This is a genomic window from Paraburkholderia sp. PREW-6R (assembly GCF_039621805.1).
Taxonomy (GTDB): domain Bacteria; phylum Pseudomonadota; class Gammaproteobacteria; order Burkholderiales; family Burkholderiaceae; genus Paraburkholderia.
The window spans coordinates 650,379-673,061 of record NZ_CP155074.1 but is presented as its reverse complement, the minus strand read 5'-3'; the positions used below and the strand labels follow the sequence as shown (position 1 = coordinate 673,061).

The following is a 22,683-nucleotide window of genomic DNA, read 5'->3' as shown; positions in this document are numbered from 1 at the left end:
CGTCGGAATGTATTCCGCCTGTCTGTGTTGCGTGTCTGCTGCGTCTGCTGCGTTCTGCCCGCTACGAGTCGCGCCATTTCGTTCGACACAAGCTGTCTGCGCCTAGCGGGCGCGATGCATGACGTGACCGAAGGCATCGCTCGACTGAGCCGGATCGCGGCGCAGCAGCGTGCCGATCATCAGCGCGGCGACGAGGCTCGACACGCCAAGCACGACCAGTCCCGCGGAGGTCGACGCAAAGGTATGTTCCGCCGCCGTCCGCAAGCTCGGCGCGATGAAACCGCCAAGCCCGCCGAGCGAATTGATCAGTGCGATACCGCCGGCAGCAGCGGCGCCTGTCAGATGCCGTGTCGGGAATGTCCAGAACAGTGGCTGCGCGGCGATGAAACCACTTGCGGCGCAGCACAGCGCGATCAGGCCGATCGCAGGGCTATGCGCAAGCCCGGATACGCCGATGCCGAGGCCCGCTATCACCAGCAACGCGACCGCCCACCGCCGATGCTGACCCGTACGATCCGCTCGACGCGGTACATACCAGGTCACGGCCAGCGCGCACAGCCAGGGCAGCGCGGCGACCATTCCAACGCGCAAGCCAACGGACGTGCCGAGAAACGCGGCCACCTGTTGCGGCAGATAAAAGATCACGCCATAGACACTCATCTGGATCAGCAGATAGATCGCCGACAACAGCAGCACGCGACGATCCACCAGCGCGGCGAGAATGCGGTGCGGGCCGTGCGCCGACGCCGTGCGCGCGTCTTCGTCGAGTGCGCTGCGCAGGGTCGCCTTCTCCTGTGCATCGAGCCAGCCGGCGTTTTCCGGACGATTGTCGAGATACCAGAACGCCAACACGCCGACTGCCGAGGCCAGCATGCCTTCAACGAGAAAGAGCCACTGCCAGCCTGTCAAACCCCACGCGCCGTGCAACTGCAGCAGCGAGCCGGATAACGGACTGCCGAAAATGAAGGCAAGCGGCGCGCCGAAGTAGAACACGCCAACCGCTCGCGCCCGCGACGTTTGCGGAAACCAGTGTGTGAGGTAATAGATCACGCCGGGGAAAAACCCGGCTTCGGCAACACCCAGCAGGAAGCGCAGCGTGTAGAACGCAGTGGCCGTGTGCACCATACACATTGCCGCTGACACGAGCCCCCACGTCACCATGATCCGGCACATCCACACCCGTGCGCCGACCCGATGCAGAAGAATATTGCTCGGTACCTCGAACAGCGCATAGCCCACGAAAAACACACCCGCGCCGAATGCGAACGCGGCGTTGGACAGACCTGTATCGTGCTGCAACGCCTTTTGTGCGAAACCGATATTCGCGCGATCGAGAAACGCCAGCACGTACATCAGCAGCAGAAACGGCAACAGCCGCCGCATCACCTTGCTGTTGACCGCTTCGAGTGAAACGGGCGCCTGCGGGTCCATGTCGTCTCCTTCACCGGACACGTGCATGCGTGTCCTGGCGTTTTTATGCGTTGCCGGCCGCTATTGCCTGATGCGCGGCGTGTCGCGGGGCAGAGCGTGGTCAGTACGTCGCGCGGCCGCCCGACAGATCGAACACCGCACCTGTGCTGAACGCGCAGTCTTCGGAAGAAAGCCACAAAATGAGCGAAGCTGCTTCCTCCGGCAACAGGAAGCGGTTCATCGGAATCTTGGAGAGCATGTAGTCGATGTGCTGCTGCGACATCGAATCGAATATCTCGGTTTTGGCTGCCGCGGGTGTGACCGCGTTCACGAGGATGTTCTTCGTTGCAAGCTCTTTGCCAAGAGATTTGGTAAGGCCGATAAGCCCGGCTTTCGACGCGCTATAGTGCGACGCGTTCGGATTGCCTTCCTTGCCCGCCACCGACGAGATATTGACGATGCGGCCATACCCCTGCTTGAGCATGTGCGGCACCACGGCGCGGCAAGTCAGGTACGGGCCGATCAGATTGACGTCGATCACGCGGCGCCATACGTCGGGTTCCAGCTCCCAGGTCGTGCCATTGCCGCCGGTGATGCCCGCGGAGTTGATCAGCACGTGGATCGCGCCATGATCGGCAACCGTTTGTTCGACCGCTTGCGCGACGTTGGCTTCCTGCGTGAGTTCCACAGTAACCGCCGTGACCTTGCCTCTGCCGAGTTCGCTTAGCTCCCTCTGGCTGCGCGCGAGCCGTTCCGCGTCGGCATCCCAGAGCGCGACGGAGGCGCCCGAGTTGAGCGCCCGCTGTGCGACCGCATAGCCAATGCCGCGCGCGCCGCCCGTAATGGCGACGACGCGCCCCTCCAGATCGATCTGATTCATCGCTGTGCTCCTGTGACACGCCCGACCAGCGTGCTGATGTTGTCGTTTTGCTGTCTGCTGATGATGCAGTCAATATACGAGCCGGGCGATGCGCGAACAATTCGACTATTGAAGAGGGCGATAACAAAAATGGATCGGCTGGCTAAAGACTTCAGGTCGACGCGGCGAGCTTGTCCTGTGTACTGGTGTCGAAATCACTTGCCGCGTGACGTTCATGCAATTGATCCGAAAGCTCGCCAAAGAGCCGGTTCACCTTGCGCCCGCGAAGCACCGCCGGACGCTGGTGAATCAGGTCCGCCCAGCGCTGCACATGCCGATAGTCCTGCACGGCGAGAAACTCCGCGGCGCCGTACTGCCAACCTTTCACGAGGCCGCCATACCACGGCCAGATCGCCATGTCGGCAATCGTGTACTCGCTGCCGGCAATGTACTCGTTGACGGCAAGCTGTTTGTCCAGCACGTCGAGCTGACGCTTGACCTCCATCGCGAACCGGTCAATTGCGTACTGGATTTTAGTTGGCGCGTAAGCATAGAAGTGGCCGAAGCCGCCGCCCAGATAGGGTGCGCTGCCCATCTGCCAGAATAGCCACGACAGGCATTCAGCGCGCGCACCGGGCTCGGTGGGCAGGAAAGCGCCGAACTTCTCGGCGAGATACAGCAGGATTGCGCCCGACTCGAACACTCTGATCGGTGTCGGACCGCTGCGGTCGAGCAGCGCCGGAATCTTGGAGTTCGGATTGACCTCGACAAAACCACTGCCGAACTGCTCGCCTTCGCCGATTTTGATCGGCCACGCGTCGTATTCCGCACCGTGGTGGCCCAGCGCCAGCAACTCTTCGAGCATCACGGTGACTTTGACGCCGTTGGGCGTGGCAAGCGAATACAACTGCAGCGGATGCTGGCCGACCGGCAGATCCTTGTCGTGGGTCGATCCCGAGATCGGGCGGTTGATGTTCGCGAACCGGCCGCCGTTGTCCTTGTTCCAGGTCCAGACTTTCGGCGGTTCGCAATCAGCGGAATCACTCATGCTTGATGCTCCTTGCGTCCATACATTGCGGGGTAGACAGGTCAGCGAGATTATCAAATTGCCGCACAACGCGCTGGCTCGCCCCTCGCCTGTCGCTCGCATTCGCAATCCGGGCCGCCTTTTATTTATCTGGCATCCTAACTAATCTGCTTATACCTGGCCAAAGCGTGATGCTGCAAAGCCAGCCGAAGCAGTTGACCGTAGGCCGGTTCAAGTGTTAATCCAAAGGTTGCCGATTTCCTGCGACCGCGATGCGCAGCAAGGTAATTTCGCCCTCCCCCTTGACAACCCGCCACGCCGATTGAACTTTTTAATGCTTAAGTCTGCCGAATGGACATATTGGCAGTGTTCGAGGCACAGGGAATGGCGAGCGTTTTGCTTGTGGATGATGAAGAAGAGACGCTGGCGGCGTTGAGCGCCGTTTGCGCTGCCGATGGCTTCACGGTGCGCACTGCCACGAACGGCGAAGCCGCACTGGCCATGTTTATCGAATCACCCGTGGATGTCGTCGTCGCGGACTGGCGCATGCCGGTCATGTCGGGCAGCGAACTGTGCCACCGGCTACGGACAGTGCCCGGCATTCCTGATGTCGCATTCATTCTGGTGTCCGGGGAGCCCAGTCCGCCGGCGTTCGTCAGCTTTGACGGATTTCTTCGCAAGCCCGTCGCGCCTGCAGTGCTATTGACCACCATGCGGCGATTAATGGCCGATCACGTCGGCCACCGTCAAAGCTAATACCGGGGCTTTCGTTCACCGGCCATGCCGCCGGTTGTCTCAGTACCTGCGGTGCTGCCTTCTTTCAGCTGCAATGCGCGCGACGACGGGTACAAGCCGCGGATTGAGCGCTGGAAAAGAACTGGCGCGCCCTTCTGCCCGCCCTTCCGCCCGCGCTACGATTGCATCGATCGTTACTCGCGCCACCGCGCGCTGCGCCCGTTTCGCAAACTGCTTGAGGCGCCGGTCGCTGACAGGATGCCGTGCCCACACCAGCGCCGCAAACCAGCCGATCACCGTCCACCCGAGCAGGATGTTCACCATCGTTACCGCGAACGCATCTTTGCGCTCCCTCGCGTCGGCGATGATCGAAGGCGCGAGGTAAAGCAGCAGCGCGCCAACGAACAGCCCACCTTCCGTTATTTTCAACATGTCATCACCTCACATCGCCCTTTAGCGGCGAACCGCTCTAGCCTCAATGGCGAGAAAACAGATGGCTATTCGCATCAGCCACCTGACGGCTACCCGATTGAGAAGTCGAGCCGATCACACCGCCGTAAGAATCGCTGACTGAACCCGCTGAATTGCCATTCTCGGCGGCCACGGTTTGCGCGCTCTGGCCGCGTTGCGAAGCAGGCGCTCCAACCGAAGGACGATACGAAGGTGCCGGCCCGTAACCACTGGCAAATGCCGGTGCGGCAATAGAAGCGGTGACAGCAACCAGCAATGCTGCAAGGAGTTTGCTCTTCATGATGATTCCCCAATCTGATTAGAAGCGCCGAAGCCAGAAGACGTACGGCGTTGACAAGATTGAGTGTAGACGCGACCTGTCTTTTTTCTATGCCAATGGCGCGAAATCACAATTGCTGTGAGTCGAACAATGGCACGCTGCCCGCCGTGGCCTCGCCTGTTTTCGAATGGGGCACGACAATATAGCCGTCGAGTGCGTCGCCATACGCATGCGCCTGCCCCGCGAGCAGCCAGTTGGCCATCTGCGCGCAAAGCGCGGCGTCGATGTCGTCGATGGACTTGAGCGTGGTGGTGTCGATGCCCGTCAGTTCGAGCACCGCCTGGCGCTGTGTGCGTTTGAGTTTCGCAGAAGCGACTTCCCTGCCGAGTTTCGCGCACGTGATGGCATGCGGGAATGTCTCGAAACAGAAACGCGCGCGGGCGTTGAGGCAACCGTCGAAGAGAGGATAGTGGGCAGAAAACGTTTGGTACATTCGCTCGCCGTTGAACATCCATGCATAGAAGCCGCTGGTATTCGACTCGGCCTGTTGCCGGGTTGGCGTGGCAAATGACGCAATACGCTGCTGCGCGAGCTGACGTTCCGCCTGCCGGCCGCTTTCTCCGGTTCGCCATCGGCATGGCGCATCGATGCCCACTGCAATCACGTCATGGTCGAGACACGCCTCGAGCATAACTGCGGGCGACGTGCTGTTCAGATTGACCACAATCCGGCTGCCGTGGAGGATCACCAGGTGGCACCCCTTGCGGTCGCCACCCACATCGATTCCCGCTACCGTGCTTTGCAAACTCATGAGCGACCGTTAATCAATGCACTTTCCCGCGAAATCTTCGATGAACATGCGAAGATCCTCCTCGCTTGGATTCGTGCCCCACATGCGTGACCCGGCCACCGTTGCAAGTGCAAACCAGGAGTGAGGCGGAAACCATTCCGTCTTGACCTCGTCATTATCGAAAATGCGCAGTCGGCCTGAGGACCGGTCGTACTCAGCAGTTACGCGGTTCTCATTGAAAGTCACGCTCGCCACAACGCGAAAACTTTTATTCATGGTCTGCCCCGCAACTCGCCGGATCCTCATTTATGCAAGCTACGTGCCAAATTGAACAATAGCTATAGAGCCGGGTTTTTGCTCAATATAGCGGCTAGGGCTGTTTCGCAATTGGGCATCAATCACGAGCAACATTCTTTCGCACGGAAAAGGTGCAGCTGGGACCCGACAACGCGCTGCCTTCCCCCATACTGCACATGCATAGACGACAATGCATTGCGTAGCGCATCCGAGACCCCACCAAACACGACTTGAGCGGACCAACAGCAATGGACGACAGATTTGACAGGCGAGAACTGCTGCTTCACCTGGGCGACATGCTCGACATCGCCAGCCGTTTGACGAAAGCGAATGCGCCAGACGCGCCAGTGAGGGCAATCGCAAATAAGGACGAGACATTGCGCTCGCATGCGTTTCTGCAAACGCTGGCGCCTACGATGACGGTGGCCGGATTTGCCCGTGCAGTCCTCGCAACGTTTGCCGTGTGGCCCGAAGCGCTGCTTGCGGCTGAGTTGGACAGCAACGCGCTGGCGTTACCCGTTCTACGCAATCTTTTCGACCATAACGCCGAGGGGTGGGACGCCTATCTTGCTCACGTCCAGCAGAAAGTCGAAGGTTTCGGAGCCGGTGTTGCGCGCGCGCAAATCGGCGCGACGGCCGCCACGACACAGGCGGCGGAACAGGCACCGGCTTTAAATACCGCGCAGGAGCAGGCTGGCGAAAAAAGAGGCTGGCCGTGGCCGGCGCGCAATTAAAGCGCTTCGTGACAGAGCGCCAGCATGCGCTGAACCATCGTGCTGGCCTCGTTGAGTTCCATCTCGTCGGTAAAGAGCGCATTCACGCTCGATAGCCGGACCGCGACGCCCGCCTCCAGCAGATCCTTGCTCGCAATTTTCAACGCAAGCTGGCCGATGCGGACCCGGTCGAGCCAGTCCATCGTCATCTGGTTCTTTGTCAGCCACCGGCGGCAGCATTCCACGACGTGATCGACGCGCCACTCCTCGCTCAATGCATACGAGGCTGCGGCGATCGCAACCAGGAAGCACAGCAGGTCAGGGCGCGCGCTAGCGGGTTCGTTGAATTCGGGTTTTCGCATCTCTGTCAGCTTACACGCGGCGTTGAACAAACCCCACACATGGGGACGTGGTCACACGGATCAATGGCGGCGAACAGCACCTCGCTATGCCGGCACGCTGCCTTTTCCCGGTTCCCCTCTGCAGGTCGGTCGCCTCGTTCGCGTGATCAGTCGGTGCAGGCCGGACACGGCACGGCTTCGGTCGCAGCCGCTTTCTCACGCGCGCCAAAACTCGCGAGCGTAGCGAGGCCGAACAAGGCAAGCCCACTGCCAAACATGAAGTCGGCAGTGATACCCACGTGGTCGACCACCATACCACCCACGAGCGAACCGACGGCGATCGCCACCTGAATGATACTGACAAAAAGTGCGGAACCCGCTTCCGGCGAATCCGGCGTGGCACGCTGAATCCAGACACTAAAACAGAGCGGTAACGCGCCGAACGACACGCCCCACGCGAGCACCAGCGCCACCACGCCCAGCGACGAATGCTGCAGCAGCGGCAACGAGACGAGCGCGACCATCAACAACGACACCATTGCGCCTACCGACATTTTCAGATGACGCGTCACCGTCGACGAAATGGCGAAGTTCGAGAAGAAACCGATGATGCCGAAGCCGAGCAGCAGCCAGGTAATCGTCGCCATGCCGAGATTGGCGTTGCGCAGCAGGAAAGGCGTGATGTAGGTGTACGAGGAGAAATGCGCGCCGAACACGAGCGCAACCATCATCATGCTTCGACGCGGATGGGGACGGCGCAGCAGCTCGACCAGATCGCGCAGACGCAGCGCAGCGCTGGATGGCAGCGACGGCACGAAAATAAATTGCGCGACGAGTGCAACCGCGACCAGCACGCCTGTTGCCATAAAAGACGCGCGCCACGAAGCGAAACTGGCGATGAACGTGCCAAGCGGCACGCCGATCACGGTGGCGCACGTCACGCCAGTCAGGATCGTCGCCATTGCCCGTGCCGAATCTTTTGGCTTGACGAGGCGACCCGATGCCGCCGTCGCTAGCGTCCAGAATCCGCCGAGCGCGGCTCCGAGCAGCGCGCGGCCAACCAGCATGATCAGGAAAGTCGGCGCGAACGCGGAAATCAGATTCGACGCGAGCAACAAAGCGGTGAGTAGAAGGAATACGCGCCGCCTGTCCATACGTCCCGCAACCAGCATCGACCCCGGTGCGGAAATGGCGGCAATCACGCCGGGCACGGTCACCATCAGGCCCGCCGTGCCGGGCAGCACGCCCAGGTCCACGGCAACGCGCGGCAACACGCCCACTGGCAGAAATTCCGTGGTGACGAACGCAAAAGCGCCAATGGCAACTGCGACGACGGCGAGCCACGAACGCAGGGACGAGGACGTGTCGTCGTCCGCCAGAACACCGTTCGTCGGCGGATTATCTTCGATCAACATAATATTTTGTTCGCGAGTGACTAAACAAAGGGTGATATTGGAGCGATTTCACCGAACTAATCGCTGATGCGGCGCGCTGAAAAAGCGGCACGAGCCGACGCCCAAAGCGAGCCGTGCCGGGTCGCCTCTAGCGGGAATCACGTTGGAAATTAAGTGGGTGAAACCAGAACCGGACACACCTTAACATTACATTTAGCGGCTTGCTCGACAATCAGAAATGAGTGCGTTCGCTGTGAGGTTATATGGCGAAGCGGTGAATATGCTCGCGACGAGGGTTGGGCACGCTGTTTGCTCAACGCAACGTCAGCGTTCAGCGCACTCTCTAACAGCTCATAAAAAAGGATTTTGACTATGCTCAGCACACGCCCCTGCACCTCGACTTGCGTTATCGACGGTATGCCGGTCACGGTGACCTTCTACCCGGACAACGGCGTGCTTCGTATTGCCGACTCGTCGGGCAGGTGCATTAAGGAAACGCGTTGGGACGCATCGTGGCGAGCGCTGCTGGACGAATTCCGCGGCTTTGCGCAACGTTCGGCAACGGAAGAAGTCAGCTTCGATGCGATGGTGGGCCGCATCGGCAAGCATATGGACCGGGTCGCGCAGCCCGTCGCGCTGGCCTGAAACAGGGCGCTGCGGTGCCGGTTCGAGCCGTTGTCTATCGCTCTCGGCAACCGGCACCGCGCGACGCGGGCAGTTAGGGGACCAGAATCAAGCGGCCAAGATTAAGCGGCTAAATCTAACGGCAAGATTCAGTGGCCAAAATAAATTTTGCACTGCGGCCCGCCGGTGCACAACTCGTCCCGTCTCGATCCCATTTCCGATTGCCCGGCAACCACACCTCCTATCCCACCAAAAGAGCCGTTTCGTGCGGCCTGTGACGCCGCTGGTGCGTCCATCCCCGGGTCACTGAACGACATATCGGTCGTGGCTTGCACCGACTCGTTGGCGTTCTGCATTAGCGCTTGCCCGGAAGCTACGGCGCTGTATTGACCCTGCGTGTCCAGCGCGTTCGCCGTTTTCGGCGCGAGAAGTAAAACGGCGGTCGTAACCGCAGTCAATAAACGTAGTTTCATGTCCAGACTCCTCGAATCCGGCGCCGCGACGGTCGTCCCCTTTGACGTGTTTCGCGAAAGACGACAGGTCGTCCAGACCATCATTGAGCAGACGCATCGGCGATGCTTTACCGCCCGTATGACACTGCGGCGAGTCACCGAATTCATCGACTGAAGAGTTGCCCGACTTGCGATCCGGTGTCGATTGGACTGTGCGGCCAACGGAAGCGGACACCACAAGCTGGAAGCGCGGAGCGTTGACTCCGTAATCTGGTTATAGCTCGGCCAATCAGGAATGCAATCTCCGGGAAACCCCGCAGACGGCTGTACGCAAAGTGCGTAAGACCACTTCGGCGCAAGAAAATCCTCAATGGGAATGCATATTTCCGTCGTACAGTGCGCTATTATGTTGGCATAACCCAGAAAATCGATCCGCAGACGGCGCCATCGAAAGGCGGAGGCCAAAGCGGAACCGGCCGTTCGCAATCAGTGCACAAACAAATCCGGTATTTCCAATGCGTCTTCAAGGCTCACCGGCCTCTATCGGCGCACGGCTTGACTAGTCACTGAGTGGTGCGTTCACCCTGCTAACGGCCAGCAGATGCTGTATAGCAATTATTGGCAATAATGGAGCGACGTTTTCTAACGCTGCCCGTCGCATTTCCCTTCAATCGATCACCCCGCCGCGTGCCGGCCCTGTTTAAGGGCTCAAGGCTTCCGCGGCTTTTCTTGCAATCTGTAATTGACAGAACGCTGGACGCTTTAGAAGGACGAATATCTTATGGACGAAAGAAAGCGAGATAGCATGATTGCGTATCTCCGCCATCGCATGGAAGAGTTTGGTATCGAACCAGAAGACCTGGCCGCTGTGCTTGCAGCGGAGCCGGCCGCACAAAAGGCTGAACGCTACCGTAGCGCAACCGGAGATAGCTGGGACGGCCAGGGTGAAATGCCGCAGTGGCTCAAACAGGCAATTAGCGCCGGTCAATCAATCGACCATTTTGAATTGTCGAGCAAAACCGCTCCGGTCTCACAGCCTAAAAAACATGTGGACTGGACTAACGATCCGTTTGCGGGCAGTCCGCTCGCGCGTTCGTCGAACAGCCGATAATCCGCTAAGTTGTCGTTTGCCCGGTGTCTTGCCGAGGCGTACGTTGCGTGCCCTTTGCGTGCAGCGGTACTGCTCGTTGCATACCCGCGTTGCACCCCCGCGTTGCATCCCCACATTGCATCCAGACAGCAGAGTGCGCCGTATATCCGGTCAGAGCAGCGCGATCACGTGTTGCCTACGGGAACCGGTCATGATGATCATGGGCGGCGTCTATCCAGCTCGCGGCCATATCAGCCTGACGAGCACGTCGGGAGAACTGTCATGCGTCAATCAATGTTCAGAATCATGCTGGGTTGTACGGCTTCGCTCGTATTGGCAAGCGGAGCGGCCCATGCACAAGGCGGCGGTAATGGCCAGGGCGGTTCGGGCGGTGGTAACGCACATAGTGCGGCCACTGCTGGCATGACATACCGCGGCGACCCGGCGCCGAGTCCACTCGACGTGATGCCGGGAAGCGCAATGAAGCCTATGAGTTCGGGCGACACTTCCATGCCGGCCATGTCGCCGGACACTGCAGCGACGCCGTCCACTACCGGCCAATAAATGGCGTCGTGAGTCAGTCCGGCCGCCGCGGCGTTTTATATCAGAGGCTTTTCGAATTCCATAAGCCGCCGGCCGGTTTTACGCATCGCAGGCGCTGATGCGCTGCGCGCGCGCAGGGAGCACAGCGCTGCTCCCGCCGGCATCGAGCGGCGCTTCAATCAAGCCGCTCACCTGCCGCACAATCTGCCAGAACACTTTCGCGAACAGGCGGCCGCGTTCTTCGTCGGACACCTCTTCCTGCAGCGGATCGGCAAGGCGCCAGGCGCTGCACATCGGCTCGCCTGGAAAGACGGGCACCGATGCGCCAACGAGGGTTTCGTCCATTGTGATTACGCAATCCATGCGCGGCGCCCACTCACCGGTAAACTCCAGCCAGCTTTTTGGACTGAGCACACCGAGATCGGAAATCCCCGGGCGCAATTGCGCAACAGCCAGCGGATGAACCCGCGCAGCGGGTTCCGGTCCCGCGCTGAACGCTTCGAACCGGTGTCCCGCCAGTTCGCGCAGCAACGCCTCCGCCATGATGCTGCGCGCTGAATTCTCGCGGCAAAGAAACAGCACCTTATATTTTTTCGTCACACTTACCCCGTCACCATTTTCTGTTCGCCATTTTGCCGACCGAGTCTTGCGCACCCGTGACACTACGATGTCTTAAATCTGCGCGCCACGAGAATTTGCACCAGGATGACAAATCCACTCAGGCCTGAATATTACATGGAGCTTTCGACGGATCAACCGTTGGACGACTGCAGTGGCGGCTCGAGTGGCGGCGTGATCAGACGGAAGTGTCCCGTTCGCGTGGCGCGCTAACAAGGCGGTTGATGGCATCGTCGCCGGCTGTGGCCGGGGCGGTTGGCGTCGACATTGGTTCATCGATCATGGCCTGGTGAGGCTGCGCGATCGCCTTGACTCCGTTAGCAATCCCAGGCGTTGCCACATAGGGAATAAACGCCGCAACCGCGACGACGAAAATGAAAGTGAACATGGCTGGCGCCTCGCGGATTGGATGGCGTGATTGACGGGGCACACGGACATCCCCGGTGCCCAACGCTTCGAAGACACGCTTTCGATTCTAGAAGCGCTCTGACATCCGCCGAAGGTCGCGGTCTCTATCAATTCGGTCGAGGTCTATGACCCGGCGGACAACGCGTCATTCCCGGCACGCAGCGCGTTGCGCGTCGCGCGCGGTTTATTCGCGCACGTTGCCGATTGTCGCGTTTATGGAAAGCTCTGTTATCTGCATACGGATTTTTTCCGTCTGATCGTCCGGTGATAATAAGGAAGAAGTTGCGCACGCGCGACCGGGCAGCGCGTGGCGATCAGATGGGAAACTTTGGATGCTGAACAGAAACGCCATTCGCTCTGGCGCCTATCTCGACAGTTTTGAATCGCTGCCGAAAGAGCTGTTGTGGACGCAGGCGCGCATCGACGCTTCGCTTGCGCAGACGCTGGCCGCGCGTCCGGCCGGCGACGCGGGCGACGTGTGGATTTTCGCCTACGGCTCGCTGCTATGGAATCCCATTTCGGACTTCGATTGCCGCCGGATTGCGACTTTGCATGGCTGGCATCGCAGCTTCTGCATCCGGCTGATTGCCGGACGTGGCACACCGGAGCAGCCCGGCCGCATGCTCGCGCTCGAACGGGGCGGCAGTACCCAAGGTGTCGCGCTACGCCTTTGCGGCGCTGCGCTCGGAGAGGAGTTGCGGATCTTGTGGATCCGCGAAATGGTGACGGGCGCCTATCGCCCGACATGGGCGCCCGTTACGCTCGACGACGGCACGCAACTGAATGCGATCGCTTTCGTCGCCGAGCCTGACCATATGCATTACGAAAACGACTCAAGCGCCCGCGCAATCGCGCCGTTAATCGCCGCGGCTTCCGGGCTGTTTGGCAGCAACGCCGAATACGTATTCAAACTACGTGACGCGCTTGCGAATTGCCAGCTCGGCGACCCCTACATTGACGAACTCGTGTCCGAACTGACGCGCGTTGCCGGGCAGCCGGCATGACGCATCAAAACCGCAGGCTGTTCAAGAACTGAAACCATAGCCCGCCGAGCGATCCGGCCGGTTGCGCCCCGCCGTGGACCTCGTGGCAATTGTCCGTGGCGCACCGCCCTCGCCCGCTATCGCGCGCTGCGTCGTCTTTCGACGAGGCGGCGTGGCTTCGCGTGGCGGCGCCTTCGTCACCGGCGGTTGCATCGGCGGTTGCAGCGTGTTCGTCAGCGTCAACGGGTGCTTGACGTGCCGCGTTCGCGGCCGCTTCACGACGCGCCGCCTGCAACGCCGCGATGCTATCCGCGATTTGCGAAGCGCGCCGAGCGTCGTATTGGCGGCCAAGTAGCACACCGAACAACACGTCGCGATTGTGGCCTTCGTCGGCGAAACGCATGGCGAGCGCGACCATTTCCGCGTACGCCGCTTCATCGGCGGCTCTCGCAGACGCCTCACGCTCTGCCCGCGCCGCCTCCCGGCGCGCCTGCTGGTCTTCCCAGCTGCGCATCTGTTCCGCGTACACGGCGTCGTACACCGCGCGCTGCGCGGCGTCGGAAAGAATGGCGTACGCGTCCCTGATTTCCTGAAAGTTTGCGCGAGCCATCTCCTCCGCGCCGTGATTGCGATCGGGATGCCACTTCATCGCGGCCTTCCGGTAGGCGCGCTTGATTTCGTCCTCGGTGGCGTGCGCGTGCACGCCGAGCGTGTCATAAAGAGTTGCCATTGCCTGCTCGACCTCGCGTTGGATTCTGCTCTGACACCGCCAGAGGGCTACGCGGCGGGCGTTTCGCGAACCATCGTAGCATGCAGGCATGAATGGCATTACCCGCACTGCTGATGAGCGTCAGTCCATCCTCCGTGGACGCTATCCAGCGCGCCCCGTTACTCACGCCGTCGGATTTTCGCAGCTCTACTTAAGCTGCCATGATGTGCCACCGCAGGGTGTTTAAAGCACAATCCATCCATCAGAAGCGCTGCACGCGCCTGCAAGGTGCAGGCCCATATCCCAGCCTGGATGCCACGCTGCTGCCCGGCAGCTCACCCCGCCTCCACACGGTTGCGCCCGGCTTTCTTCGCCCGGTAGAGCGCCCGGTCCGCGCGCTTCATCAGCGCGTCGACGTCGACGTCGCCGGCCTCGCGCGTGACGACGCCGATGCTCACCGTGAATGAAATGGCAGCATGACTCCACTGATGATCGAAGTCGCCATGCTCGAAGCGCTGGCGCAACTGGTCGGCAATCGTCAGCGCGAGTTCCGACGTCGCGCCTGGCATCGCCGCGACGAACTCCTCGCCTCCCCAGCGAGCAAACAGGTTCGAGCCACGCGTTATCGATGCACCGACGCGGGCCAGTACGCGCAGCACTTCATCGCCGGCATCGTGACCGTGGGTGTCGTTGATCTGTTTGAAGAAGTCGATGTCGAGGATAAACACCGACAGTTGTTCGCTGGCGCACAGGATGTTCTCGACAAACTCCAGGAAACCTCGCCGATTGGGCAGGCCTGTCAAAGCGTCGGTCGACGCCTGCTTTTTGAGCAGCTCCATGAGCCGCGCGCGGTCCGTAATGTCGCGCACGACCGCCATGAACTCGGTCCCGCCGCTCAGTTCAATTTTGGAGACTGCAATTTCGACCGGTATCACCGATCCGTCGCGATGCTGGCCGTACACGCTGTTGCTTTCGTCCATGCGTGGCGGCGTGGAGCCCCGTACGCCGGGCTCATACGACTCGGCGAACTGGCGCACCTTGCGCGCGTGGCCCGCGCGAAATCTTTCGGGTAACAAGGTGACGATGGGGCGGCCCAGCACTTCAGCCGCGGTATAGCCGAACATATTTTCCGCAGCACGGTTAAACAGTGTGATGTTGTGCTGCTCATCCATCGTCACGATCGCGTCGTACGCGAGGTCGACAAGCGCGCGATAGCGTGAAGCATTCACCTCGGGTTGCTGCGCCGGATCGCTCTGTTCGGCCTTCTGTCCTGCCATGTGAACGCCAGTGACGAGAACTTTGTGTACGTCCGCGCCGCCGGCGCGACGCACTGGCTGTAACGAAAGGCGCCACCCCCTCCCGTCGCTGTGAAAATCGTCAAATGGCTCCCATTGGCTGGGTGCGGCCGAGTCGAAGCACGCGAGCAGTTTTTTCAGCAATCGGCGCGTGCCAACGTTGGCGGCCAGCGTGTCGAACGGAATGGGGAAATGCCGAGTGCCTGCGCACGCCGCGTCCGTCATCTGGAAGAACAGATCATTACAGACGGTAATGATGAGTCTTTCGTGCTCATCGCGTGCGATCACAGCAACGCATGTCGTCGTGCTGCCCGCGGGCTGAACTGGCTCGTTGGGCCAATCGGACATACTCTCACCTTGCGAAAATCTTCAATCCATCTTGATATCGGCAAATAAGTATAAATTGTTGAGTGTGTTCAAACAGCCGATATTCTGTGATTTGACCTTTCTGATTACTATTACCTTAATGTTTTACTGGCGGCCGCGGCTTGATGCAAAAGAACATGGCTTATCCGGCGACTCGTGCAACCTCAGCCGGTGTTCCGGCTAAAGCAGCATTCCATATAGTTGCGCGTTGAAGGAAAATAGCGCACTTGCCGCGTGCGCTTTACATTTCGCGAAGAAATCGATAATCGCTCAAGCGCGCCGCGCGATGTCCACTCGTGCTACCGCCCCGCGCCAAGCGGTGAAGTCTCGAAGCATGCAAGCAGCGCCCCCGGTCCCGGATATACCGCCACACAGCCGCCCGCGCGGAGGTCAGCTTCCGTGAAGCCGCCGGACAGCACGCCGATCGCCTGCAATCCGGCCTTGCGCGCGGCCTGGGCGTCGTAGGGCGTGTCGCCAATGGCAATTGCCTGCGCTGCCGCGATATCCAGCTTTTTCAGCGCGACTTCAAAAATGTCTGGCGCAGGCTTCGATCGGTCGGCGTCTTCAGACGACGTACTTTCGTCGATCAATGGCTTGATGCCCGCTATCTCGAGGTAAATATCAAGCTCTTCTTTTTTTGCCGATGACGCGACCGCAACTCTCAGCCCGGCGTCGCGAACACGTTTAATTAACTCAGGCACCGCCGAAAATGGGCGGATCATGGGCAAATAAGTTGAGCGAAAGTGCTCGCCGCGCCATTGCTCCAATGCCTCGCCATATTCCCGCTGCTGGTCGGCAGAAAGGAAAACGGGAATAAGCTGATCGCCGCCTTTACCGATCTGGCTGCGGGCTTGCTCGAAGGTGACGTCGTGTCCGAACTGGGCGAACGCCTCCTGCCAGGCGCGGGCGTGCAGGTCGACAGAATCAACCAACGTTCCGTCGATATCGAAAATCGCTGCTTGGATCATTACAGATAGCTCCTGAAGTTGCGCGACGCGATCGCACCGATAGCGCCGATAGCGCACAGCGTCGCGCAAAGCGCATGCCACGCGCGCTGCCTCGACATGCGATACTTTTCATTCCGCTCATCCGTCCTTGCGGCACTGCTGCCGCTCGGCTTCCGTCAAAAGGAACGTCATGTCATCTGCCCACACTTCCCCCGTTCCCGTCTGGTTCATCACCGGCTGTTCCACCGGGTTCGGCCGGGAGATCGCAGTGGCCGCCCTTGAAAAGGGCTGGCGCGTCGTCGTGACCGCTCGTCAGCCCGACGCGCTGAAAGACTTTGCTGACCGTTATGGCGATCGTGCGCTGGTGCTCGAACTCGACGTGACCCAGACGAGCCAGATCGCCCGTGCGGTCGAAGCCACGCTACAACATTTTGGCCGCATCGACGTGCTGGTCAACAACGCCGGCTACGGCTACCTGGGCGCCATCGAGGAAGGCGATGATCAGGACGTACGCGACATGTTCGAGGTCAACTTCTTCGGCGTTGCCAACACGATCAAGGCTGTCCTGCCCGTCATGCGCGAGCAGCGGGCCGGGCACATTGTCAACATCACGTCCGTGGGCGGGCTGGTCGGCAACCCCGGAAGCGGCTACTACGCCGCCACCAAATTCGCCGTGGAGGGCCTGAGCGAAGCGCTCGCCGCCGAGACAGCCGAACTGGGGATCAAGGTGACAGCGGTCGAGCCGGGACCTTTCCGCACCGACTGGGCGGGGCGTTCGCTGAAACAGACCCGCACGCCGATCGACGCCTATGCGGCAAGCGCCGGCAAGCGCCGCGCCGGCATCGCCGCCGCGAGCGGCAAGCAGCCCGGCGACCCGGCGCGCGCAGCGCTCGCGATCATCGCCGCGGTTCAATCGCCTACGCCGCCGGGCCACCTGATCCTCGGTGGCGACGGACTCGCTCGCGTCAAAGGCAAGCTGGAGAACTTGCGTGCCGAAATTGCCGCCTGGGAAGCCACCACGCTGAGCGCCGATTTCCCGGACTAGCACGTCGATCGAATGGTAGGCGGCGGTGCCTGCCGGTGCCCGGCCGTCAGTCAGCCCCTACCAGAAGCAGACGAAAAAAAGGCCTCGCCACTGACGCAGCGAGGCCGAATCCCATGTCAAGGAGATGTCATGGAGGAGACGACACGATCATAGCCGCGCCGCATCGCGCCCCTAACCAATCGTTCGCCATAAGCTTATCTGCCGGGCCGTCCGGTGCCTCATCGGGTCACGAGCCAAAACCGTGCAACGCGCATGAGCGCTAGCCAACAGTGCGCACAGGCCACGCGGTTATAACGTTAGAACAAAAAGTCGCTTCGTCATCACAGCGGCCGTCATTAAGATAACGCTTCAAAGACCGGTTCGCCCCGGCCCCTGCGCGCAGCCCCGCGCCATGGAGCCGTGAGCCGCTACCGAAGGAGTATTGCGTTGACCAGTTTCGATCATCATCGCCGGCCGCTTGTCATCGGCATCGGCGGCACGACCCGGGCGGCCTCGTCGACCGAACGCGCGCTTGGTTTCGCGCTGCGCGGCGCGGAAGCGGCCGGCGCGAACACGCGGCTGTTCGGCGGCACGTTCCTGCACAGCCTGCCTCACTACGCGCCGGAACAGACGGAGCGTACCGACGGGCAACTGGAACTGATCGAAGCCGTGCGTCACGCGGACGCGCTGATCATCGCCACGCCGGGCTACCACGGTGGCGTGTCCGGCCTCGTCAAGAACGCACTCGACACGCTGGAAGAACTGCGTGCGGACGAGCGTCCGTATCTCGACGGCCGCGCCGTCGGCTGCATCGTCACGGCCTACGGCTGGCAGGCAGCCGGCTCGGTGCTCACGTCGCTGCGCTCGATCGTGCACGCGTTGCGCGGCTGGCCGACACCGTTCGGCGCGGGCATCAACACGCTGGAAACGCGCTTCGAGACAGTGGACACCTGCTCGGACCCGAAGGTGGTCGACCAGCTCGCCACGGTTGGCCAGCAGGCCGCGCAATTCGCGCTGGCGTTCGCCGCGCATCGCCTGCCGAATGCAACAGCCGGCGCGGCCGCGGGCGGCGTGCTCAAGGAAACACCGCCTGCCCGGCTGCTGAAAGCGGTCTGAACGGTTACACCTGTTCCCTGCGATGCGGGTCAATAACGCGCGCCACGCGTTACCGACCCGCATTTTTCATTGCGACATGCGACAGGCCACGCCCCGTACTTCACTTCACTTCACTTCACTTCACTCCGCGTCCCTTCACCTCACGTTCTCCCCAACCATCCCGCTCATGTGCGCTTCATAACAGACCCGTCGCGCGCGGCGCTGGATAGTATGTTCGTAAACGGCGAACCTGTTCCGATCCGGTCTTGTGATGACCGTTCCCGACGCGCGCTGATTAGCTTTCGAAGAATGATTGGTTCACTCGCCGTGCAGGGCACCCTACGCTCATCCCTGCCCGCCCGACTCACCGGCCACCAGACGCTACGGGAAGACATGACACTGGCCGGATCTCTCGCAAACACGCGGGCATACTGACTGCCAGGAACATGAATTCACATCACCGCTACAAGGGCTACGAGGTCGCGCCTGCCGCGCAAAAGCTGCCCAACGGCCTGTTCGCCGCCAACCTCACGATCGAGAAAACCACGAACCACGCCCAGGCGTATTCGTTCGACGCGCTCGACTATTTTTTCGACGAAGAACATGCGCTCGCCTATGCGTTCCGCTGGGGACGCATGTGGATCGACCATCATCAGTGAGGACAGGGCGCCGGATTCGGCGTGACGGATCAATGCGGGAACGACGCGCCGCGCGGTGCATCTGGTCGATGCGGTTCACGCGGTACGCGTCAGGCAGCCTCGCGTCGAAAAATAAATGGATGTGACAGAATGGGCGACACATCGAACGTTCGCTCTGTACGCCTGCCATGTCCGACACACTGACAGATGTAGCCGAAGACCGCACCCTTCGCCACTGGACATTCCGCGGCCCCGCCCGCGTGAAGATCGGTTCAGAGGCCCACAAGCAGATGTTTTGCCGGATGCTGCTTGAAACCCACAACCCCTACAAACCTGCCGTGCTCGAATGGCCGCCGTTGCCGCCGGATGCACTTGCGCGGCTCTGCGCGCTGCCGATCTGGGATATTGCGGTACAGACCGAGGGGCGCGCGTCGATCGCCGTTCACACCTACGCCGCGCAACTGAGCGACCCGCTGCTGCGCGAAGCCATCACGATGGATGGCAACGAGGAAGCCCGTCACAAGCATGTGCTCTCGAAACTGGTCGCCGCGTACGGCATCGCACTCGCACCCGAGCCCGAGTATCTGCCGCCGCGCGATCCGGAATGGGAGTGGATGCGCACCGGTTACAGCGAGTGCATCGACAGCTTCTTTGCATTTGGCCTGTTTCGCTCAGCGCACCAGTCCGGCTACTTTCCCGAAGCGCTCGTCGAGACATTCGAGCCGGTGATACAGGAAGAGGCGCGCCATATCCTCTTCTTCATCAACTGGGTGGCGTGGTATCGGCGCAATATGCCGCTCTGGCGCCGGCCGTGGCATTCGCTGCGCGTCGCGGCAATCTGGGTCGTGCTCGTGTGGCAGCGCCTCGCGATCGCCAAGGGAATCGATGCCGACGGCGTCGCCCACGACTCGAACTTCCTGCCTGCCAGCAGCGGCGTGATCGGCGAGGCGCTGCACGCGCGCGATCTGTTCGAACTGTGTCTCGCGGAAAACGACCGGCGCATGAGCGGCTATGATGCACGGTTGCTGCGCCCGCGCCTCGTGCCCACGCTTGCGCGATTCGCGCTGCGTTTCATGAAACCGACACGCCGCAACGCGTAAATCACGTCAATCACGCCAGGAGACAAGCGGCTATGACATGGACGGTCGATGAACACCTCGCGCTCACGGCAAGCGAAGCCGTCGCCGCGATCCAGTCAGGCCGTCTGCATGCCGCCGACTACGTAGCGACGTTGCTCGCGCGCGCCGCCGCGCTGTCGAGCCTGAACGCCCTCACCACGATCGACCTGGACGGCGCGCTCGCCGCCGCGCGGCGCATCGACGCATTGCCCGCCGGCGAAAAAGCGCGCCTGCCGCTCGCCGGCCTGCCGCTCGTCGTGAAGGACAACATCAATACGGCGGGGCTGCCGACCTCGGCGGGCACACCCGCGCTGGAAGGCTTTGTCCCACCCACCACCGCGCCTTCGGTGCAGCGTCTGCTCGACGCCGGCGCGGTCATTCTCGGCAAGGCCAACATGCACGAGCTGGCGTTCGGCATTACCAGCACGAACCTGGCCACGCATGCCGGTGCCGTGCGCAATCCGTACGACCCGTCGCTGATTCCGGGCGGATCGTCGGGCGGCACGTCAGTCGCCATCGCGGCGCGCATCGTGCCCGCGGGACTCGGCACCGACACCGGCGGCTCAATACGCATCCCGGCGGCGTTGACCGGCACTGCGGGCTTCCGTCCCTCTGTCGGCAACGGCGGCGCCGAGCGCCGCTACCATGATCCGCACGCGGTCGTGCCGATCAGTCATACGCGGGACACCGTGGGGCCCATGGCCCGCACCGTCGCCGACCTAGCTTTGCTCGACGGCGTGATCACCGGCGCAAGCGAACTCCCCGTCGTGGCGCTGAACGGCCTGCGCATCGGGCTGCCCGCGCCGCTGTGGGCTGGTCTCGAACAGCAGATAGAAAAGGTCGCGCGCGCCGCGCTGTCGCAGTTGCGCGCAGCAGGGGTCGTGTTCGTGCCGGTCGACATGAGCGAGCTGGACCTTCTGAACAGCATGGTAGGCGGCCCGATTGCCGTGCATGAGGCGCATGACGACATGCGCGACTGGCTCATAGCGAACGGCGCGCCCGTCCAGACCGTCGCGGGCGTCGCGGCCCGCATTGCGAGCCCGGACGTGCGCGCGATTTACGACGAAGTGCTCGCCGACACGCTCGGCACGCGCTACGCCGAAGCGCTGAATGTGTGGCGGCCGCGTCTGCAACAGTACGTCGCCGCCACGTTCGCGGACGAGCGTCTCGACGCGCTGCTGTTTCCGACCACGCGCCTCGCGGCCGTGCCGATCGACGACATCAACGGCTCGTCGGTGGTGTCGATCGACGGCGCGCCGAGCATCGACACGATGGACGCCTTCCTGCGCAACACCGATCCGGCCAGCACGGCAGGCATTCCGGGACTGTCGCTCGCGGCGGGCATGACGGCGAGCGGCCTGCCCGTGGGTCTCGAACTGGACGGCCCGCTCGGCAGCGACCGGCGCCTGCTCGCCATCGGCATCGCGGTCGAGCAGGTGCTCGGCCTGCCGCCGGCGCCGGTAATCTAGCGCGCGTGGTTTTGTGGACACCCAGGTCTGAACGAAACAACCCTCCCTTCATCCATTGCTTATCTCGATGACAACACCATCGCCCGCCCGAACCACGCGGGTTCTTCTGTGCCGCGGCGCACGCTGGAGCGCGGCGTTCTTCCTTGCATTGACCGTCGGCGCGTGTGCGCGTCTGGCGGCGGCCGATCCCAACGCGTTATGGAAAATCGTCGACCTGCGCTGCGTGCCGTCGCAACAGGCCACCGGTACGCCGGGCCAATGCACGCTCGTGAATCTCGACCAACACTACGTTATCCTGAAAGATATTGTCGGACGCTCGCAGCATCTGCTGATTCCGACCGATCGCATCACTGGTATTGAAAGCCCGCTACTGCTTGCGCCGCATGCGCGCGATTATTGGGTCGATGCGTGGGATTCGCGTGCTTACGTCGAGAAATCGGTGAAGCGCACGCTGCCGGACACCTTGCTCGGCATCGAGATCAATTCCGAATACCGTCGTTCGCAGAACCAGTTGCACATTCACATCGACTGTATGCGCCGCGATATCAGCGAGGCGCTCGCCCGTCATGCGAACGACGCGCCCGGCCGGTGGCAATGGGACACCCTCGATGGGAACCGCTATCGCATCATGCACGTGATGTCGCTTGCACAGCGCGACGATCCGTTCCGGCTCGTCGCGCGCGGCATTCCCGGCCTGGGCGCTGGCAGCGACCCTGACCATGACGCAGGAAAGGATGCGGATAGCGACGCCGCCGCGCAAGTCAGCGGCAACCCCAGCGGCAACGCCGAAGGCAACAACGCGGCGATGGCGACGCAAACCATCCTCGTGACGGGCGCGGGACCGTCGGCGGCGAAGGACGGCTGGCTGGTGGTGAACAGTGACCTCGAAGCGGATAACGGCAGCGGCAGCGCCGAGGGACTGCTCGACCATAAGTGCCGCGTCGCGGACGGGGACTGATTTCATCAGGCATCGCGCAACTGCCTCCCGGCGGCCATGACGCGATGCGG

Annotated in this window: 28 protein-coding genes; 13 read left to right on the top strand and 15 right to left on the bottom strand. The window is 61.6% G+C overall.

All coding sequences use genetic code 11. The annotated features are described in order from the left end of the window. Positions 1-102: 102 nt before the first annotated feature. The 3 genes from AAGS40_RS18315 to yghU form a co-directional block, all read right to left on the bottom strand. Positions 103-1,431, bottom strand: a complete 1,329-nt coding sequence (locus AAGS40_RS18315; RefSeq protein WP_345816192.1) for an MFS transporter — start codon at positions 1,429-1,431, stop codon at positions 103-105. Positions 1,432-1,531: 100 nt separating this feature from the next. Further along, the gene (locus tag AAGS40_RS18310; RefSeq protein WP_345816191.1) at positions 1,532-2,290 is read right to left on the bottom strand and encodes an SDR family NAD(P)-dependent oxidoreductase; all 759 of its coding nucleotides are present in this window, start codon (positions 2,288-2,290) and stop codon (positions 1,532-1,534) included. A gap of 151 nt (positions 2,291-2,441) precedes the next feature. Continuing rightward, on the bottom strand, positions 2,442-3,317 hold the full coding sequence (gene yghU, locus AAGS40_RS18305) for a glutathione-dependent disulfide-bond oxidoreductase (protein WP_345816190.1): 876 nt from the start codon (positions 3,315-3,317) through the stop codon (positions 2,442-2,444). Positions 3,318-3,680: 363 nt separating this feature from the next. Between yghU and AAGS40_RS18300 the strand changes: the two genes are divergently transcribed. Beyond that, positions 3,681-4,052: a response regulator gene (locus AAGS40_RS18300; RefSeq protein WP_345816622.1), complete on the top strand. Its 372-nt coding sequence runs from the start codon at positions 3,681-3,683 to the stop codon at positions 4,050-4,052. 39 nt (positions 4,053-4,091) lie between these two features. Here AAGS40_RS18300 and AAGS40_RS18295 read toward each other — a convergent pair whose 3' ends face one another. The 4 genes from AAGS40_RS18295 to AAGS40_RS18280 form a co-directional block, all read right to left on the bottom strand. After that, positions 4,092-4,463: a superinfection immunity protein gene (locus tag AAGS40_RS18295; RefSeq protein ID WP_345816189.1), complete on the bottom strand. Its 372-nt coding sequence runs from the start codon at positions 4,461-4,463 to the stop codon at positions 4,092-4,094. Between the two features lie 43 nt (positions 4,464-4,506). Next, positions 4,507-4,782, bottom strand: coding sequence for a hypothetical protein (locus tag AAGS40_RS18290; RefSeq protein WP_345816188.1), 276 nt, complete (start codon positions 4,780-4,782; stop codon positions 4,507-4,509). 106 nt (positions 4,783-4,888) lie between these two features. Further along, positions 4,889-5,572: a DUF429 domain-containing protein gene (locus tag AAGS40_RS18285; protein WP_345816187.1), complete on the bottom strand. Its 684-nt coding sequence runs from the start codon at positions 5,570-5,572 to the stop codon at positions 4,889-4,891. Positions 5,573-5,581: 9 nt separating this feature from the next. Beyond that, positions 5,582-5,827: a hypothetical protein gene (locus tag AAGS40_RS18280; protein WP_345816186.1), complete on the bottom strand. Its 246-nt coding sequence runs from the start codon at positions 5,825-5,827 to the stop codon at positions 5,582-5,584. A gap of 269 nt (positions 5,828-6,096) precedes the next feature. Here AAGS40_RS18280 and AAGS40_RS18275 point away from each other — a divergent pair, with 269 nt between their 5' ends. Further along, a complete protein-coding gene (locus AAGS40_RS18275; RefSeq protein ID WP_345816185.1) occupies positions 6,097-6,582 on the top strand; it encodes a hypothetical protein in 486 nt (161 codons plus the stop codon). Here AAGS40_RS18275 and AAGS40_RS18270 read toward each other — a convergent pair. Together AAGS40_RS18270 and AAGS40_RS18265 are read right to left on the bottom strand one after the other, a co-directional pair. Beyond that, positions 6,579-6,923: a hypothetical protein gene (locus AAGS40_RS18270; RefSeq protein ID WP_345816184.1), complete on the bottom strand. Its 345-nt coding sequence runs from the start codon at positions 6,921-6,923 to the stop codon at positions 6,579-6,581. The genes AAGS40_RS18275 and AAGS40_RS18270 overlap by 4 nt on opposite strands. 146 nt (positions 6,924-7,069) lie before the next feature. After that, on the bottom strand, positions 7,070-8,317 hold the full coding sequence (locus tag AAGS40_RS18265; protein ID WP_345816183.1) for an MFS transporter: 1,248 nt from the start codon (positions 8,315-8,317) through the stop codon (positions 7,070-7,072). Positions 8,318-8,668: 351 nt separating this feature from the next. On the opposite strand from AAGS40_RS18265, the gene AAGS40_RS18260 reads away from it, so the two are divergent. Then, entirely contained in the window at positions 8,669-8,941 is a 273-nt protein-coding gene (locus tag AAGS40_RS18260) for a hypothetical protein (protein ID WP_345816182.1), read from the top strand. Positions 8,942-9,069: 128 nt separating this feature from the next. On the opposite strand, the gene AAGS40_RS18255 is transcribed toward AAGS40_RS18260, so the two are convergent. Next, positions 9,070-9,393, bottom strand: coding sequence for a hypothetical protein (locus tag AAGS40_RS18255; RefSeq protein WP_345816181.1), 324 nt, complete (start codon positions 9,391-9,393; stop codon positions 9,070-9,072). On the opposite strand from AAGS40_RS18255, the gene AAGS40_RS18250 reads away from it, so the two are divergent. The 3 genes from AAGS40_RS18250 to AAGS40_RS18240 all read left to right on the top strand — a co-directional run bounded on the left by AAGS40_RS18250 (position 9,392) and on the right by AAGS40_RS18240 (position 11,026). After that, positions 9,392-9,547, top strand: coding sequence for a hypothetical protein (locus AAGS40_RS18250; protein WP_345816180.1), 156 nt, complete (start codon positions 9,392-9,394; stop codon positions 9,545-9,547). The two genes, AAGS40_RS18255 and AAGS40_RS18250, sit on opposite strands and share 2 nt — an antisense overlap. A 606-nt stretch (positions 9,548-10,153) precedes the next feature. After that, positions 10,154-10,483, top strand: coding sequence for an H-NS histone family protein (locus AAGS40_RS18245; protein ID WP_345816179.1), 330 nt, complete (start codon positions 10,154-10,156; stop codon positions 10,481-10,483). Positions 10,484-10,744: 261 nt separating this feature from the next. Next, on the top strand, positions 10,745-11,026 hold the full coding sequence (locus tag AAGS40_RS18240) for a hypothetical protein (protein WP_345816178.1): 282 nt from the start codon (positions 10,745-10,747) through the stop codon (positions 11,024-11,026). 78 nt (positions 11,027-11,104) lie between these two features. Here AAGS40_RS18240 and AAGS40_RS18235 read toward each other — a convergent pair whose 3' ends face one another. Together AAGS40_RS18235 and AAGS40_RS18230 are read right to left on the bottom strand one after the other, a co-directional pair. Continuing rightward, positions 11,105-11,605 carry an arsenate reductase ArsC gene (locus AAGS40_RS18235; RefSeq protein ID WP_345816177.1) on the bottom strand — a complete coding sequence of 167 codons (501 nt, stop codon included), beginning with the start codon at positions 11,603-11,605 and terminating at the stop codon, positions 11,105-11,107. Positions 11,606-11,801: 196 nt separating this feature from the next. Beyond that, the gene (locus tag AAGS40_RS18230; RefSeq protein ID WP_345816176.1) at positions 11,802-12,011 is read right to left on the bottom strand and encodes a hypothetical protein; all 210 of its coding nucleotides are present in this window, start codon (positions 12,009-12,011) and stop codon (positions 11,802-11,804) included. 352 nt (positions 12,012-12,363) lie between these two features. On the opposite strand from AAGS40_RS18230, the gene AAGS40_RS18225 reads away from it, so the two are divergent. Then, positions 12,364-13,035: a gamma-glutamylcyclotransferase gene (locus tag AAGS40_RS18225; protein ID WP_345816175.1), complete on the top strand. Its 672-nt coding sequence runs from the start codon at positions 12,364-12,366 to the stop codon at positions 13,033-13,035. Positions 13,036-13,039: 4 nt separating this feature from the next. Here AAGS40_RS18225 and AAGS40_RS18220 read toward each other — a convergent pair whose 3' ends face one another. The 3 genes from AAGS40_RS18220 to AAGS40_RS18210 form a co-directional block, all read right to left on the bottom strand. Then, entirely contained in the window at positions 13,040-13,744 is a 705-nt protein-coding gene (locus tag AAGS40_RS18220) for a J domain-containing protein (RefSeq protein ID WP_345816174.1), read from the bottom strand. Between the two features lie 314 nt (positions 13,745-14,058). Continuing rightward, the gene (locus tag AAGS40_RS18215; RefSeq protein WP_345816173.1) at positions 14,059-15,000 is read right to left on the bottom strand and encodes a diguanylate cyclase; all 942 of its coding nucleotides are present in this window, start codon (positions 14,998-15,000) and stop codon (positions 14,059-14,061) included. 683 nt (positions 15,001-15,683) lie between these two features. Next, entirely contained in the window at positions 15,684-16,352 is a 669-nt protein-coding gene (locus AAGS40_RS18210) for an HAD family hydrolase (protein WP_345816172.1), read from the bottom strand. A gap of 169 nt (positions 16,353-16,521) precedes the next feature. Between AAGS40_RS18210 and AAGS40_RS18205 the strand changes: the two genes are divergently transcribed. The 6 genes from AAGS40_RS18205 (at position 16,522) to AAGS40_RS18180 (ending at position 22,633) form a co-directional block, all read left to right on the top strand. After that, a complete protein-coding gene (locus AAGS40_RS18205) occupies positions 16,522-17,376 on the top strand; it encodes an oxidoreductase (protein ID WP_345816171.1) in 855 nt (284 codons plus the stop codon). A 426-nt stretch (positions 17,377-17,802) separates the two neighbouring features. Further along, on the top strand, positions 17,803-18,471 hold the full coding sequence (locus AAGS40_RS18200; protein WP_345816170.1) for an NAD(P)H-dependent oxidoreductase: 669 nt from the start codon (positions 17,803-17,805) through the stop codon (positions 18,469-18,471). Positions 18,472-18,896: 425 nt separating this feature from the next. Further along, positions 18,897-19,109: a transcriptional regulator gene (locus AAGS40_RS18195; RefSeq protein WP_345816169.1), complete on the top strand. Its 213-nt coding sequence runs from the start codon at positions 18,897-18,899 to the stop codon at positions 19,107-19,109. Between the two features lie 167 nt (positions 19,110-19,276). Next, a complete protein-coding gene (locus AAGS40_RS18190) occupies positions 19,277-20,188 on the top strand; it encodes a ferritin-like domain-containing protein (protein WP_345816168.1) in 912 nt (303 codons plus the stop codon). 32 nt (positions 20,189-20,220) lie between these two features. Continuing rightward, positions 20,221-21,675, top strand: coding sequence for an indoleacetamide hydrolase (gene iaaH / locus AAGS40_RS18185; protein ID WP_345816167.1), 1,455 nt, complete (start codon positions 20,221-20,223; stop codon positions 21,673-21,675). Positions 21,676-21,742: 67 nt separating this feature from the next. After that, the gene (locus AAGS40_RS18180) at positions 21,743-22,633 is read left to right on the top strand and encodes a CDP-diacylglycerol diphosphatase (protein ID WP_345816166.1); all 891 of its coding nucleotides are present in this window, start codon (positions 21,743-21,745) and stop codon (positions 22,631-22,633) included. The last annotated feature ends 50 nt before the right edge of the window (positions 22,634-22,683 follow it).